We start from the raw sequence: 15,169 nt of genomic DNA, 5'->3' as shown, positions 1-15,169 counted from the left end.
CACCGAGTCTGGTTGTAGAAGGGATCGCGGCCCCAACGTCGTACAATAGCCGGCATTTGGGGTAGTGGGTCCCGGCCTTCGCCGGGACGACGGCGAGATTTACTTCCCCGCCTTCCACGCGCTGGTCACGTCGCCAATGCTCGCCAGCTCCGGCTCGCGGATCGCCGACGGCGTGCGCGAGAAGCGCGGCGCGGGGGCGGGCTGGGTGACGCCGTGGCGCTCGACGAACACCTGGCGGGCCGCCATGTGCGGATGCTTCGGCGCTTCCTCCATGGTCAGGATCGGCGCAAAGCAGATGTCGGTGCCTTCCATGATCTTGCACCAGTCGGCGCGCGACTTGCTCTTGAACACCTTCTCCAGCTTCGCCTTCAGCGCCGGCCAGGCCTTGCGGTCCATCTGGGCATCGAAGTCGGCATCGGTCAGGTCGGCATGCTTGCGCAGCAGCGCATAGAACTGCGGTTCGATCGAGCCGATCGAGATGAAGTTGCCGCAGGAGCATTCGTAGACGCCGTAGAAATGCGCGCCGCCGTCGAGGAAGTTCTGGTCGCGGCCGCCGCTCCAGCGGCCCTGCGCCGCCATGTCGTAGAACATCGACATCAGCGAGGCCGCGCCGTCGCACATCGCGGTATCGACCACCTGGCCCTTGCCGGACTTCTGCGCTTCCAAGAGCGCTGCGAGCACGCCGACCACGAGATAGAGCGCGCCGCCGCCGAAATCGCCGACCAGGTTGAGCGGCGGCACCGGCTTCTCCTTGGTGCCGATCGCCGCCAGCGCGCCGGTGATCGAGATGTAGTTGATGTCGTGGCCGGCGGCGTTCGCCAGCGGGCCTTCCTGGCCCCAGCCGGTCATGCGGCCAAAGACCAGCTTCGGATTGCGCGCCAGCACGACGTCCGGGCCGAGGCCCAGGCGTTCCATCACGCCCGGACGAAAACCTTCGATCAGTGCGTCGGCGTGGCTGAGTAGGTCGAGCACTTCCGCGATCGCCGCCTTGTTCTTGAGGTCGAGCTCGATGACCTTGCGGCCGCGGGTTGCCACCGCCTTCAAATTCTTGCCCGCGCCGACACGGTCCAGCGTGATGACCTCGGCGCCCATGTCAGCGAGCAGCATGCAGGCGAACGGGCCGGGGCCGATGCCGGCGAATTCGACGATGCGGAAGCCGGCGAGCGGGCCCGAGGTGCGAGCGGCAGTTTGGGAGGCGGGTTTATCGAGCACGTTGTTATCCGTTGGTTGTGGAGCGTTACACGGCTGAGGTGTTTGCGGCAGGCTTGATGCCGAATGTCATGCGTTCTCCCAGCCGCCCGTGGGACGGTATTTTTAATTAGCTGATTAGCTAAATTGTCTCGCCGAACGCGCGATGAGGCAAGCGTCTTTTGCCTCGAAGCGCCGGTAAAACGAGGCACCTGTGAAACGCGAACGGCGCGCATTGCTGCGCGCCGCCGCTCGATTTGTGTTTAGGCGCTATCAGCCGGCCGCGGTCACGGCCCGCTGTCCCATCACCTTCACCAGGTTGGCGCGGTAATCCGCCGAGCCGTGGATGTCGGCGAGCAGGCCGCTCGCCGCGATCGTGACGCTGTCGAGCGCCGAGGCCGCCCAGTTCGCCTTCAGCGCCTGCTCGATCGGCGCCACCCGCATCACGCCGCTTTGCGACGCACCGGTCGCGGCGACGCGGACGTCACCCGACTTGGTCTTGGCGACGAACACGCCGGTCAGCGCGAAGCGCGAGGCCGGATGCCGCATCTTGGCATAGCCGGCCTTGGCCGGGACCGGGAACGACACCGCGGTGATCATCTCGCCATCTTCCAGCGCCGTCGTGAACAGGCCCTTGAAGAAGTCCTCCGCCGCGATCGAGCGCTTGTTGGTCTTGACCGTCGCGCCGAGCGCCAGCACTGCCGCCGGATAATCCGCCGCCGGGTCGTTGTTGGCGAGCGAGCCGCCGATCGTGCCGCGATGACGCACGGCGGGATCGCCGATCATCGACGCCAGATTGGCAAGCGCCGGGATCGCCTTCTGCACGGCGTCGCTTTGCGCCACGTCGTAATGCGTGGTTGCGGCCTTGATGGTGACGGTGTCGCCGGACACCTCGATGCCGATCATGTCCTTGATCTTGGCGACGTCGATCACATCGGATGGCGAAGCAAGGCGCTGCTTCATCACGGGGAGCAGGGTCTGTCCGCCGGACAGGAATCTGGACTCCGTGCCCTTGGCGAACTGCGCCACGGCATCGTCGATCGAGGATGCGCGGTGATAAGTGGTCTCGTACATCGTATCCTCCTCAACCGTGAATGGCGTGCCAGACGCGATCGGGCGTCGCCGGCATTTCCAGCTTGTTGTTGCCGATGGCGTCCGTGATCGCGTTGATCACGGCAGCAGAGGCGCCGATCGCGCCGGCTTCGCCGCAGCCCTTGACGCCGAGCGGGTTGCCCGGACACAGCGTCGTGGTGTGGGAGAGCTGGAACGACGGCAGGTCGTCGGCGCGCGGCATGGTGTAGTCCATGAACGACGCGGTCACGAGCTGACCGGTGTCGTCATAGACCGCGCCTTCGAGCAGCGCCTGGCCGATGCCCTGCGCAAGGCCGCCATGGACCTGGCCTTCGACGATCATCGGGTTGATCAGCCGGCCGAAATCGTCCGCTGCCACGAAGTTGACGAAGGAGGTCTTGCCGGTACCCGGATCGACCTCGAGCTCGCAGATATAGGCGCCGGCCGGGAAGGTGAAGTTGGTCGGGTCGTAGAACGCCGTCTCCTTCAGGCCTGGCTCCATGCCGTCGGGCAGGTTGTGCGCGGTGTAGGCGGCGAGTGCGACCATCGGCAGCGCGATCGCCTTGTCGGTGCCGGTGACCTTGAACTCGCCGTTCTCGATCACGATGTCGCTCTCGGACGCCTCGAGCGCGTGCGCCGCGATCTTCTTGGCCTTGGCTTCCACCTTCTCCATCGCCTTCACGATCGCCGCACCGCCGACCGCGATCGAGCGCGAGCCGTAGGTGCCCATGCCGAACTGCACCTTGTCGGTGTCGCCATGGACGATCGAGACCTGGCTGATCGGCACGCCGAGCCGCTCGGCGATGATCTGGCAGAACGTCGTCTCATGGCCCTGGCCGTGGCTGTGCGAGCCGGTGAGCACCTCGATGGTGCCGACCGGATTGACGCGGATCTCCGCCGATTCCCATAGACCGACGCCGGCCCCCAGGCTGCCGACCGCCTTCGACGGCGCGATGCCGCAGGCCTCGATGTAGCAGGAGACGCCGATGCCGCGCAGCTTGCCATCGGCCTTCGCCTTGGCCTTGCGGGCAGGGAAGCCGGCATAGTCGATCGCCTTCATCGCCGCATCGATCGAGGCGTGGAAGTCGCCGATGTCATACGCCATGATCACAGGCGTCTGATACGGGAACGCGTTGATGAAGTTCTTCTTGCGCAGCTCGGTCGGATCGACCTTCAGCTGCCGCGCCGCCGTCTCCATCATCCGCTCGAGCAGATAGCTCGCCTCGGGACGGCCGGCGCCGCGATAGGCGTCGACCGGCGTGGTGTTGGTGTAGACGCCGATCACCTCGGCGTAGATGGCCGGGATCACATACTGGCCCGACAGCAGCGTCGCGTAGAGATAGGTCGGCACCGCCGAGGAGAACAGCGACATATAGGCGCCGAAATTGGCGTGGGTCTTCACCCGCAGGCCAAGGATCTTGTTGTCCTTGTCGAACGCCATCTCCGCCTTCGAGACATGGTCGCGGCCATGCGCGTCGGTGAGGAAGGCCTCCGAGCGATCACCGGTCCACTTCACGGGGCGGTTGACCTTCTTCGAGGCCCACAGCGCCACCATCTCCTCCGGGTAGATGTAGATCTTGGAGCCGAAGCCGCCGCCGACATCGGGTGCGATGACGCGCAGCTTGTGCTCGGGCGCGATGTTGTAGAACGCCGACAGCACGAGGCGGGCGACGTGCGGATTCTGCGAGGTCGTGTAGAGCGTGTAGTGCTCTTCGGCCTGGTCGTAATGCGCGACCGCCGCGCGCGGCTCCATCGCGTTCGGCACCAGGCGGTTGTTGGTGAGCTCGAGCGTCACCACGTTGGCGGCCTTGCCGAAGGCGTCGCCGACCGCGGCTTCGTCGCCGATGTGCCAGTCATAGACGATGTTGCCGGGAGCTTCGGGATGCAGCTGCGGCGCGCCCGACTTGATCGCGGCCCTGACGTCGGCCACCGCGGGAAGCTCTTCGTAGTCGACGACGACGGCTTCCGCCGCGTCCCTGGCCTGGTTCTTGGTCTCGGCGATCACGACCGCGACCGCCTGTCCGACGAAGCGCACGGTCTCCGGCGCCATCGCCGGCCACGCGCCCATCTTCATCGGCGAGCCGTCCTTCGAGGTGATGGCCCAGCCGCAGATCAGGTTGCCGACCTTGTCGTCGACGATCTGCTGTCCGGTCAGCACCGCGATCACGCCGGGCATCTTCATGGCCTCGGTGGAGTTGATGCCCTTGACCTTGGCATGCGCATGCGGGCTGCGGATGAAGTGAGCGTAGCTCATGCCGACTATTTTAACGTCGTCGACGTATTTTCCTTGTCCGGTAATGAACCGGCGATCTTCCTTGCGCACGACGCGTGCGCCAATTCCTTCAACACCCATGGTCTAGTCCTCCCGACCGGAGATTCGATTTTGCCGCCGTTTCCATCGAGACCGGCGGTGATGAGCTTGATCGTGTGTAGTGCGTGGGCCGGCTATTCGGCGGCCTGCGCGACCTTCATGCGGCCGGCTGCATCGAGCACCGCCTTGACGATGTTGTGGTAGCCGGTGCAGCGGCAGATGTTGCCTTCGAGCTCGTGGCGAACCGTTTCCTCATCGAGCTTGCCGCCATGGCGGTGCACGATATCGACCGCGGACATGATCATGCCGGGGGTGCAATAGCCGCACTGCAGGCCGTGATTGTCGCGGAAGGCCGCCTGCATCGGGTGCAGCTCGTCGCCCTTGGCGAGGCCTTCGATCGTGGTGACGTTGGAGCCGGCGGCCTGGCCGGCCAGCATGGTGCAGGATTTCACCGCCCGCCCATCGACATGGACGACGCAGGCGCCGCACTGGCTGGTATCGCAGCCGACATGGGTGCCGGTGAGGTTGAGGTTTTCGCGCAAGAGATGCACGAGGAGGGTCCGGTCCTCGACGTCGACCGAAACCGCCCTGCCGTTTACCGTCAGTTTGACTGTAGACACGCGTTTCTCCCAATAGCTTCGTTATGGGCCCAGTAGACCACGCTTCATATGGGACGTAACCGCGATCAAAGTCGTAGGTGCGGCCCTGTCGTGAAGGCGCCGGGCTGTACTTCCGATCCTAGCAGGCAGCCGTTCGAGGGGCAATTTGCAAGCTGCCGGGAGCATGCTCCGGAGCGACGAAATCACACCGCACTGCAAGCGGTTTTCGGCAGGCGGATGGTGCGACGGCGCGCCGAAAAACGCCGCCGCGATCGCTACTACCTTCCGCCTATAACGACGCAATAGCGTTGCTGTCATTTTCAATGCCGACGCAGCGACAGAAGATCGCTGGTTCATGAAATTGGGTATCGATCCGCGCGCGCGATGCATCCATCGCGGCAACGAAACCATATTGGAGGAAGCCAATGAAGCTGAGGAGCGGGATTTTCTTTGCCGGTGTGTCGCTGGTCGCCATGGCGCTGGCAAGCATTGGCGCATCGAAAGCCAATGATTCCGTCGTGAAGGCGGCGTCCGATCCGAACGGATGGGCAATCGCCGGCCACGACTACGGCAATACACGCTTCAGCCCCCTGAAGCAGATCAATTCCGAGAACGCCGGCAAGCTGCAGCTGGTCTACTCGATGTCGCTCGCATCACTGCGCTCCAACGAGTCCTCGCCGGTCGTGATCGGCAAGACGATGTATGTGTCGACGTCGTGGGGTCCGAAATACGTCTATGCCATCGACGCCGCGACCGGCGCGCGCAAATGGACCTGGCAGCCCGATATTCCGGATGACGTGCTTCAATACGCCTGCTGCGACGTCAATAATCGCGGCGTGTCCTACGCCGACGGCAAGATCTTCGTCGGCCGCCTCGACGGCAAGCTGACCGCGCTCGACGCCGAGACCGGCAAGGAGCTCTGGACCTCGACCGTGGTCGACTACAAGCAGGGCTCGGTCATCACCTCGCCGCCGCTGATCGTCCGCGACAAGGTGATCACCGGCTTCGGCGGCGGCGAATATGGCGTCCGCGGCTCGTTGCAGGCCTTCAATCTCAAGGACGGCAAGCTGCTCTGGCAGACCTTCACGGTGCCGGCGCCGGGCGAACCCGGCAGCGACACCTGGAAGGGCGACACCGGGCTGCATGGCGGCGGCGCCGCCTGGCTGGTCGGCTCCTACGACGCCAAGTCCGACACCGTCTACTGGGGTACCAGCAATCCGGGACCGTGGAATACCGGCGTTCGCTCCACCGGCGACGGCAATTTTGGCAAGCTGACCAACCTCTACACCGCCTCGACGCTGGCGATCGATCCCAACACCGGCAAGATCAAGTGGCACATCCAGGGCACGCCGGCCGACGCCTGGGATTATGACGGCGTCAACGAGCTGCTGCTCGCCGACCTCAAGATCAAGGGCAGCGAGACGCCGGTCCTGATGAAGGCGGACCGCAACGGCTTCTTCTTCGTGGCCAACCGCGAGACCGGCAAGATGATCTCGGCCGAGAAGTACGTCTTCGCCAACTGGGCCAAGAAGTGGGACATCAACACGATGCGGGCGGAAGAGGATCCGGACAAGCGTCCGGGCCCCGGCCACCCCGCCAAGGACATCTGCCCGAACCTGATCGGCGGCAAGAACTGGCAGCCGATGTCGTTCAACCCGCAGACCGGCCTCGTCTACATCCCGAGCAACAACGTCTGCATGGACTGGTCGGTCTCTGACGTGAACTACAAGCGCGGCGTGTTCTATCTCGGCGCCGAATTCCCGACCAAGGCGGGCCCCGGCGGCTTCCTCGGCGAGCTCGTGGCCTGGGATCCGATCGCCAACAAGAAGGTGTGGAGCATCAAGGAAGACCTGCCCTTCAACGGCGGTACGCTGACGACGGGCGGCAACCTGGTGTTTTCAGGCAATCTGCACGGCGACTTCCGCGCCATCGATGCCAAGAACGGCAAGGTGCTGTGGAGCAAGAACCTCGGCAGCGGCATCGGCGCAGGTCCAGTGACCTATTCGGTCGACGGCAAGCAGTATGTCGCGATCGTGGTCGGGCGCACCGCGGCGCTGCCGGCCTTCCTCGGTGACATCGGCAAGAAGATGGTCGCCGCGGCGCCCGAAGGCGGCTCGCTGTTCGTGTTCGCCCTGCAGTAAACAATCGTCTAGGAGGCAGCATTGTCCGTGTCCTGCATCGCCCGAAACGAACTGCGCACCCCCTCGCGCAACACGCGGTTGGAACATGCGATCCGGACCGTGCTGCTCTCCGCCCTGCTGATGGTGCCGGCCCTGGCGGCCGGCGCCGACGAGACAAAACCACCGCTGCGGCTCTGCGCCGACCCGACCAACCTGCCGTTCTCGAGCGACCAACCGGGCAAGCCCGGCCTCTATCTCGAGATCGGCCAGGCGGTGGCGCAAAAGCTCGGCCGCACGGTGAGCACCAACTGGTACAAGTCCTATTTCGGCAAGCGCACCGTGCGGGAAACGCTGCTCAGCAAGCAGTGCGACGCCATGGTGGGCCTGCCGCTGATCGACGATTTCATGGGCCCGGCGGTGATTTTCTCCAAGCCGATTGCCCACGAAGGCTACGCGCTGGTCGGCGGCAAGGATCGCAAGCTTGCCGGCATCGACGACCTCAAGGGATTGCGGGTTGCGGTGCAGTATCAGTCGACGCCGCAAAATCTGCTGGCGCTGCGTGACGACATCCAGAAGGTCACGGTGCTGAGCCCGGAGGAGGGCATGGCGGCCCTCGAACAGGGCAAGGCGGACATCGCCTTCATCTGGGCGCCGGTGGCGGGGTGGCTCAACAAGACCAGCTACGGCGACAAGTACCAGATCGTTTCGACCGAGGGTGACGGCCTGCTCTGGGCGACCGCGATCGGCTTCGCCAAGGCGTCCGGCGCGTTGCGCGATGAGGTCGACGGCGTGCTGCCGACGCTGCAGCCGGAGATTTCCGCGCTATTTGCCAAATACGGTGTGCCGGACGGCGCTCCGGTGAAGTTCGGCCAGGCAGATCGGGCAACGACGTCGTCCACTGGCGCGGCCGAGCCGGTGACGGTCGGGCAGGCGGCCGCGACCGAGAAACCGGTTCAAACGGCTGCGACCACCGGGGATGCCAAGGGCGACGCCACGGCGGGACGGGAAGTCTTCAACGGCACCTGCGCGCATTGTCACGGTCCGGATGCGGTGCAGGCCGAGCGAAAGATCGATCTCAGGCTGCTCAAGAAGCGCTATGCTGACGACATGGAAGCGACATTCTGGAAGACGGTCCATGACGGGCGACCAGCCAAGGGCATGCCGTCCTGGAAGGACGTCTTCAGCGACGACGAGCTCAGAAACGTGTATGCCTATCTGCAGAGTGTGCAGGATACCGGCGGGTCGAACTAGCCGCCGCCATTGGCGAATAGCAGTGCGAGGGTCCTCATGATGGGGTTCCTGATCATCGACGATCACCCCCTGTTTGGCGAGGCGCTTGGCAACGCCATCCGCATCTCGCATCCCGATGCCCGGATCTATGAGGCCACCTCGATCAAGGGCGCGCTGGGCATCCTCGCCACCGAGCCCAACATCGATCTCGCGCTGCTCGATCTGCTGCTGCCCGACGTGGTCGGCTTCTCCGGATTCCAGAAGATCAGAGACCGCTATCCGCGGCTGCCGATCGCCATCGTCTCGAGCGAGGAGGACAAGCATACGATCCGCGAGGCGCTGGAGATGGGGGCGGTCGGCTATCTGCCGAAATCGACCTCGCTCGGCGAGCTGTCGCAGGCGATCGCGCGGGTGCTGAGCGGTTCGGTCTCCGCGCCGCGGGATTTCGTTGCGGTCGGCGCACTGGAACAGTCTGAGACGGCGCGGACGCTGCGCGAGCGGATCCAGAAGCTGACGCCGCAGCAGATTCGGGTGCTTCACCTGATCATCCGCGGTCTGCAGAATCGCGAGATCGCCGCCGAGCTCAAGCTCGCAGAATCCACCGTGAAGGCGCATGTCACCGAGATCCTGCGCAAGCTGAAGCTGTTCAGCCGCAACAAGGCGATCATCGAGCTCGGCAAGATTCCGCTTCCCGTCCTTGAGGCCAGCTCGGGTGCGAAGGCAGAGAAGGCGCCCTAAGTTTGCTGCGCTGCAAGGCGAGGGCATCCGGGGTGCTACCTATAGGCTGCCGGTCGGCTTTGAGATAATGTCCTGCGCACAATGGCTGTCATGAGCGATCCGAGGGAGGACGGCGCAGCATTGACCACGACCGCGCCCCTGGCGGACGAGCCGCCGCTCGATAAGGCGGGTGCGCCTCGACTGCTGATCGTCGAGGACCACCCGCTGTTCCGTGCTGCCCTGATCGGTGTGATCGGGGCCGAGTTTCCCGACGCCGAGGTGCTGCAGGCGACCTCGATCGATGGCGCGCTCGACGTGATCGCCGCACGCGACGGCCTCGATCTGATCCTGCTCGATCTCTCGATGCCGGGCACCACGGGCCTGCTCGGCGCCTACCGGGTGCGGGCCGCGGCGCCGCGCAGCGCGCTCGTGATCGTGTCGGCGCATGACGATTCCCGGATCATCGGCGGCGCGATCTCGCTCGGCATTTCCGGATTCATTCCGAAGTCGACGCCGAAGCTCGAGCTGGCCCGCCTGTTGCGCGGTATTCTCGAAGGCGAGGTGTGCTTGCCGACGCGCTTCCGCGATTCGGCCGCTGCGCGGAAGGGGCAGGCCGACACCAAGCAATTGGTGCAGCAGCTCGGCCAGTTCACCGCGCAGCAGCTTCGTGTGCTCGACATGATCTGCCACGGCCTGCAGAACAAGCACATCGCCTATCAGCTCGATATCTCGGTCACCACCGTCAAGGTGCATGTCTCCGAGATCCTGCGGAAGCTAGGTGTGCGCAGCCGGACCGAGGCCATCATTGCGCTGTCGAAACTGGATTTCGGCAAGCACGACCATGCGCCGGTGACGGCCCCGCCCCCGCATAGCGCGGAATCATAATCGCGCGCCCGACTGCTCCGCCGCCAGCAGGAACGACAGCAGCGAGCGCATCTCGGCGGGCTTGATCGGCTTCTTCAAGAGTTCGTGGCCGAAGGCCGAGACGTCGGAGGCGGCCTTGGCCGAGTAGTCGGCGGTGACGATGATCGCCGGAACCTTGGCGTTGATCTCGCCGCGGATCACGTCGACGGCCTGGATGCCGGTCTCGCCATTGTCGAGGTGCAGGTCGGCGATGATGGCGTCGGGAATGCCGTCCAGTGCGTGGATGCGCTCCAGCGCCTCGGTCTTGGAGATCGTCACGGCGACGTCGCAGCCCCATTTCTCCAGCAGATGGGCGAGGCCCTCGGCGCTCGAGAGGTCGTTCTCGATCAGCAGGATCTTCGCGCCTTCCATGCCGCCATAGCGATGGTCGACGCTGGCCTGTTCGCGCACGGGGATCGCAACCGGATCGAAGGTGCGGGGCACGGTGACCGAGAACACCGAGCCCTTGCCGGCGTGCGAACTCAGCCTGATGTTATGGCCGAGCAGGTCGGCAAACCGGCGCACGATCGAAAGGCCGAGCCCGATGCCCGCCTTGTCGCCGGCGCTGGTTTCGCCGCGCTGAAACTCGACGAAGATGGCTTCGCGCTGGGCTTCCGGGATGCCCGGCCCGGTGTCATGCACCTCGATGCAGATGTCGTCGCCCTTGAGGCGGCATCCCATCAGCACCGTGCCGCGCTGGGTGTAACGCAGCGCGTTGGCCACGAGGTTTTGCAGGATCCGGCGCAGCATCAGCGGGTCGGAGCGGACCACGGCCGACGACGGCATGATCTTGAAGCCGAGGTTGCGCTTGGCCGCGGTCGCCACAAATTCGTGCTCAAGCGGCTCGAACAGCGAGGCGATCGCGACCGGACCGAATTCGGGCCTGAGCACGCCGGCGTCGAGCTTCGAGATGTCGAGCAGCGTCCGCAACATGTCTTCGAGCGTCGCCAGCGAACGGTCGATCTGGTCGGTCAGTGCGACGCTCTTGGGCTCGCGGGCCATTTCCGTGAGCGCGGACAGAGTCAGCCGCGCCGCATTGAGCGGCTGCAACAGGTCGTGCGTCACCGAAACCAGCACCGATGATTTCAGCGAGCTTGCCGCCTCGGCCTGCTGCTTGGCCTGCAGCAGGCGTCCGTTGGTTTTCTCCAGCGATTGCAGCGCCTGCTTGAGCTGCTGGGTGCGGTCGCGCACCTGCTGATCCAGCGCGATCGCGGTCTCGAACAAGGAAAAGGCGTTGAGTTGCTGGTCGGTCGACCGTTCGACGCGCGACATCAGCGCGGCGTTGATCTTGCGCAGCTTCTCGGCTTCGCGTTCGAGGGCCGCAATGCGCGTGGTCTTGCTGTCGGTCATTGCGGCGCGATAGCTCGCTTGCCGATGGCGATGCCGGTCAGCGTCTGGTTGACATGCATCGAGCGATACTGCTCGCCATAGGTCTGAAAGCCAATCACTTTGTTGCGGCGATAGAGCTCCGACATCTCCCGCGACAGCTGGCGCTGCTCGACGTCGAGCCGGCGCAGCACGCATTCGAAGCCGATGAACATCGAGACCTCGCCGAGATCCTCGGTCAGCTCCTTGAGCAGGCGGCTCGTCACGTCGATCGGGTCGCGCTCGCGCGCCACGGTCAGCACCATGCCCTCGTCGATCGCGCAGAAGAATTGCAGCGACCCGTCCGGATTGGTGCGCTGGATCGACCGCGCGTAATAGGCGCCGCCGACACGCACCAGGACCGGATGCGCGGCGAAGGAGAACAGTTCGAGCTTGCTGTCGCTGAGGCCGACGGCGCGGGAATATTCCAGTGCGGCGGGCTCGGCATTCAATTCCTTGACGATACGATGCTCGATGTCCGCTTCGGTTACCACCATCTTGGTCGAGGTCGGTTCGAAATGGTCGCACTTGAAGGTGCGGAACGGCAGCCGGGTCCGGATCAGGATCAGGACGGCAGCGTCGGTAAAGGCTTCGCCGCCGTAGAAGATCCACGACTTCTCGAAGCGCAGGCCGTCGCCGGCGGAGCCGCCGACCACCGGAATGTCGCCGAGCGATGCGTAGATCGCCGACATGATGGTTTCCTCACGCTGGCACATGCCATCGATGAAGAGCAGCCCGAAGGAATCGTCGGTGTGATCGCAATGCTCGGTGCGCTGCGCGAATTCGTTCTGCAATTCGGTGCACATCGAGCGGCCGTGATCGACCCGGAACGTCGCGAGATCGAACAGCGGTCGGGCTGCGATGACGAAATCGGCGGCATTGAAGCCCATCGCGACGACGCTGTCCTCGTCCCAGCCGCCGGGCGACAATTCGCCGGCCGTGGTGCAGCCGAAGATCGGAACGTCAGTCATCTGGCGCGACAGCTCGGCAATGAATTCCTTCGGGTCATAGAACGGCGACACGAACACCACGAGCATGGCGAGATCAGCCGCTGCCAACTGGCGCGCGATCTCGTCGGCGGCTTCCTGAGGCCCGCCGGTCTTTGCCTGCACCACGACAATACTGTCGGTGGCGCTGCCGTTCTGCTTCGCCAAAGGCGTTCTCCCTGACCAGAATTTTTTGCTTTTCTTGGCGCGGCCGGTTGAAGCCGTGCGGGCCGTAAGGGCATCCGGGCCATGCCGCGATGGTTCGCGGTTCGCCCTGCCTTTATATTCCAGGTCGTGAGGGGGATGTCATGGGCGCGCGGCTTCGCCGGCAGCTTCGCTCGCCGCAAGCGCCAACGGCGCCGACCGACGCGATGACATGGGACACCTCCCGATGTGTTCTCCTGGCCCGGGCAGGGACAGGTTTGATCGGTTCTAAACTATCGGGCCGGACCCGCGCGTCAATCGCCTTGCCCACCCCCCTGGGCAGACCAAGGTAGTACCGGGCCGATACGGGGGCGACGCTGCCCATTTACCGGGCCTTATTGATTCTGCCTTAGTTTTGCCCTCCGGGGGCTGGGGCGGGTTGCTGCCGGACCCCGCGTGGTTTTCAGAATGAAGACGGGGGTTGGAATGCCGGGACTCAAGCGATCGCTGTCGATCAGGTTCCCAACCCTCAGATTTCAAGCCAAGATCATGCTCGGCTTTGCCGTCACGCTGGCGCTGTCGGCAGCCACCATGGGCTTTGCCTATATGGGCTTCGAGCGGGTCTCCGCCGGCGTCGGCTCCTACCGCCAGAGCGTCGCCGAAGCCGATCTTGCCCGCAACATCGATCGTGAGTTGATCTCCTACCGTTCGCTGGCGCGCTACTACGTCGCCACCGGCAAGGAGGACGACGCCAAGGCCGCGCTCGCCGCCGAGGCCAGCCTGAAGGACGCCATCGTGGCGTCGATGAAGGGCACCACCAATCCGGCCCGGCTCGATCAGATCACCAAGCTGGAGCGCGAATTCCGCGCCTTCACCAAGATCTTTGCCGAGATCGTCCGCATCAAGGACGAGAGCGCGCAGACCGCGCAGAACAGACTGGTCCGCAGCGCGACCTCGATGCGCTACAAGCTCGACGACCTGCCGAGCAATGCCGACGATTCCGAGCTGCAGTCGATTCAGTTCGGCGCAAAGAAGGTTGCCGACCAGCTGCAGTCGATCACCGGCGCCGTCAACACGTTCGTCGTCAACGGCGACAAGACGGTTGCCTCCAGCGCGCTCGCCCGGCTGAAATTCGCCGACAATCTCGTGAAGGGCATCACCTCGAAGAACGAGCGGATCGCGCAGGGCGTGAAGGACATCACCGGACTGCTTGAAGAGTACCGCGAGGCGTTGGCCAAGCTGATCGCGAATGCCAAGTCGATCGACGAATTGACCGTCGAGATGACGGAATCCGCGGCCGCCATCAGCCAGGGCGCGGCGGGGATGAAATCCGACCTGCTCGCCGACCAGAAGCGGCTCGAGACCGAATCGCATTCCATGATCGGCGAGACCGAGCAGCTGATCCTGATGCTTGCCGCTGGTAGCTTCGTGCTCGGGCTGGTGTGGGCATTCCTGCTCGGCAAGGGCATTTCACGCCCGATCGCGGCGATGTGCGCGGCGATGCGCGAGCTCGCGGCCGGCAATTTCGACGTGGTGCTGCCGGGCCTCGGTCGCCGCGACGAGCTCGGCGAGATGGCCGGCGCCGTCGAAGAGTTCAAGGTCCAGGCGGTCGCCAAGGCCGAGCGCGACGCTGCGACCCAGGAAGCGCAGAACAAGGCGAGCGCCACCGCACGGCGTGCCGAGCTCATTCGCTTCGCCGACGAATTCGAATCCGCCGTCGGCTCGATCGTCTCCAACGTGTCGGCTTCCGCCGTGCAGCTCGAATCCGCGGCCGGGACGCTGACCCGCACGGCCGAGACCACGCAGAACCTGTCGAGCCAGGTCGCCGGCGCCTCCGAGGAGGCCTCCAGCAACATGCAATCGGTGGCCTCCGCGACCGAGGAGCTGTCGGCGTCGGTCGACGAGATCGGCCGCCGCGCCAAGGAATCCAGCCAGATCGCCGATTCCGCCGTGCGTCAGGCCGAGCAGACCGATGCCCGGATCGGCAAGCTCTCGCGCGCTGCGCAGGAGATCGGCGACGTGGTCAAGCTGATCACGGCGATCGCCGAGCAGACCAACCTGCTGGCGCTGAACGCCACCATCGAGGCCGCGCGCGCCGGCGATGCGGGCCGCGGCTTTGCAGTTGTCGCCGCCGAGGTGAAGTCGCTGGCGAGCCAGACCGCGCGAGCCACCGACGAGATCTCCACCCACATCTCGGGCATGCAGGCCGCGACGCAGGAATCGGTTGCCGCGATCAAGGAGATCGGCGGCACGATCGGACAGATCTCCGGGATCGCGACCAACATCGCGAGTTCGGTCGAGCAGCAGAGCGCGGCAACGCAGGAGATCGCGCGCAGCGTGCAGAACGTCGCGCAGGGCACCCAGGAAGCCGCCTCCAGCGTCACCCAGGTCAACCGCGGCGCCACCGAGACGGGAGCTGCCTCCGAAGAGGTGCTGAACTCGGCGCGTTCGCTGTCGGTCGAGAGCTCGCGGCTGCGCGAGGAGCTCGACCGCTTCATGGCGAACATCCGCGCGGCGTAAGGGCGCGCTGGTCTA

General features: G+C 65.0%; 11 protein-coding genes. 5 read left to right on the top strand and 6 right to left on the bottom strand.

What is annotated here, in order from left to right; all coding sequences use genetic code 11:
- Nucleotides 1-99: 99 nt before the first annotated feature.
- The 4 genes from CO675_RS32295 to CO675_RS32280 form a co-directional block, all read right to left on the bottom strand.
- Nucleotides 100-1,212 (bottom strand): CaiB/BaiF CoA transferase family protein, encoded by a 1,113-nt coding sequence (locus CO675_RS32295; RefSeq protein ID WP_097675810.1) that lies wholly within the window; start codon nucleotides 1,210-1,212, stop codon nucleotides 100-102.
- Between the two features lie 249 nt (nucleotides 1,213-1,461).
- Nucleotides 1,462-2,262: an FAD binding domain-containing protein gene (locus CO675_RS32290; RefSeq protein WP_097675809.1), complete on the bottom strand. Its 801-nt coding sequence runs from the start codon at nucleotides 2,260-2,262 to the stop codon at nucleotides 1,462-1,464.
- A 10-nt stretch (nucleotides 2,263-2,272) separates the two neighbouring features.
- Entirely contained in the window at nucleotides 2,273-4,612 is a 2,340-nt protein-coding gene (locus tag CO675_RS32285; protein ID WP_097675808.1) for a xanthine dehydrogenase family protein molybdopterin-binding subunit, read from the bottom strand.
- A gap of 92 nt (nucleotides 4,613-4,704) precedes the next feature.
- Nucleotides 4,705-5,190, bottom strand: coding sequence for a (2Fe-2S)-binding protein (locus tag CO675_RS32280; RefSeq protein WP_097675807.1), 486 nt, complete (start codon nucleotides 5,188-5,190; stop codon nucleotides 4,705-4,707).
- A 404-nt stretch (nucleotides 5,191-5,594) separates the two neighbouring features.
- Between CO675_RS32280 and CO675_RS32270 the strand changes: the two genes are divergently transcribed.
- The 4 genes from CO675_RS32270 (at nucleotide 5,595) to CO675_RS32255 (ending at nucleotide 10,121) form a co-directional block, all read left to right on the top strand.
- Nucleotides 5,595-7,310: a PQQ-dependent methanol/ethanol family dehydrogenase gene (locus CO675_RS32270; protein ID WP_097675806.1), complete on the top strand. Its 1,716-nt coding sequence runs from the start codon at nucleotides 5,595-5,597 to the stop codon at nucleotides 7,308-7,310.
- Nucleotides 7,311-7,337: 27 nt separating this feature from the next.
- Nucleotides 7,338-8,540 (top strand): c-type cytochrome, encoded by a 1,203-nt coding sequence (locus CO675_RS32265; protein WP_349644052.1) that lies wholly within the window; start codon nucleotides 7,338-7,340, stop codon nucleotides 8,538-8,540.
- 36 nt (nucleotides 8,541-8,576) lie between these two features.
- Nucleotides 8,577-9,257, top strand: coding sequence for a response regulator (locus CO675_RS32260; RefSeq protein WP_097675804.1), 681 nt, complete (start codon nucleotides 8,577-8,579; stop codon nucleotides 9,255-9,257).
- A 90-nt stretch (nucleotides 9,258-9,347) separates the two neighbouring features.
- Nucleotides 9,348-10,121 carry a LuxR C-terminal-related transcriptional regulator gene (locus tag CO675_RS32255; RefSeq protein WP_245453020.1) on the top strand — a complete coding sequence of 258 codons (774 nt, stop codon included), beginning with the start codon at nucleotides 9,348-9,350 and terminating at the stop codon, nucleotides 10,119-10,121.
- On the opposite strand, the gene CO675_RS32250 is transcribed toward CO675_RS32255, so the two are convergent.
- Both CO675_RS32250 and CO675_RS32245 read right to left on the bottom strand, forming a co-directional pair.
- Nucleotides 10,116-11,489: an ATP-binding response regulator gene (locus CO675_RS32250; RefSeq protein ID WP_097675803.1), complete on the bottom strand. Its 1,374-nt coding sequence runs from the start codon at nucleotides 11,487-11,489 to the stop codon at nucleotides 10,116-10,118. The two genes, CO675_RS32255 and CO675_RS32250, sit on opposite strands and share 6 nt — an antisense overlap.
- The gene (locus tag CO675_RS32245) at nucleotides 11,486-12,658 is read right to left on the bottom strand and encodes an FIST N-terminal domain-containing protein (RefSeq protein WP_097675802.1); all 1,173 of its coding nucleotides are present in this window, start codon (nucleotides 12,656-12,658) and stop codon (nucleotides 11,486-11,488) included. The genes CO675_RS32250 and CO675_RS32245 overlap by 4 nt, the downstream gene beginning before the upstream one ends.
- A gap of 462 nt (nucleotides 12,659-13,120) precedes the next feature.
- Here CO675_RS32245 and CO675_RS32240 point away from each other — a divergent pair, with 462 nt between their 5' ends.
- The gene (locus CO675_RS32240) at nucleotides 13,121-15,154 is read left to right on the top strand and encodes a methyl-accepting chemotaxis protein (protein WP_097675801.1); all 2,034 of its coding nucleotides are present in this window, start codon (nucleotides 13,121-13,123) and stop codon (nucleotides 15,152-15,154) included.
- Nucleotides 15,155-15,169: the final 15 nt, after the last annotated feature.

Source organism: Bradyrhizobium sp. C9, assembly GCF_002532045.1.
Lineage (GTDB): Bacteria > Pseudomonadota > Alphaproteobacteria > Rhizobiales > Xanthobacteraceae > Bradyrhizobium.
This window is presented reverse-complemented; position numbering and strand designations above follow the sequence as displayed.

What these genes read in the sequence shown, in the direction of transcription:
- CO675_RS32290 (WP_097675809.1), bottom strand. Translation starts at nt 2,262, where the DNA reads ATGTACGAGACCACTTATCACCGCGCATCCTCGATCGACGATGCCGTG.
- CO675_RS32285 (WP_097675808.1), bottom strand. Translation starts at nt 4,612, where the DNA reads ATGGGTGTTGAAGGAATTGGCGCACGCGTCGTGCGCAAGGAAGATCGC.
- CO675_RS32270 (WP_097675806.1), top strand. Translation starts at nt 5,595, where the DNA reads ATGAAGCTGAGGAGCGGGATTTTCTTTGCCGGTGTGTCGCTGGTCGCC.
- CO675_RS32260 (WP_097675804.1), top strand. Translation starts at nt 8,577, where the DNA reads ATGATGGGGTTCCTGATCATCGACGATCACCCCCTGTTTGGCGAGGCG.
- CO675_RS32255 (WP_245453020.1), top strand. Translation starts at nt 9,348, where the DNA reads ATGAGCGATCCGAGGGAGGACGGCGCAGCATTGACCACGACCGCGCCC.
- CO675_RS32250 (WP_097675803.1), bottom strand. Translation starts at nt 11,489, where the DNA reads ATGACCGACAGCAAGACCACGCGCATTGCGGCCCTCGAACGCGAAGCC.
- CO675_RS32240 (WP_097675801.1), top strand. Translation starts at nt 13,121, where the DNA reads ATGCCGGGACTCAAGCGATCGCTGTCGATCAGGTTCCCAACCCTCAGA.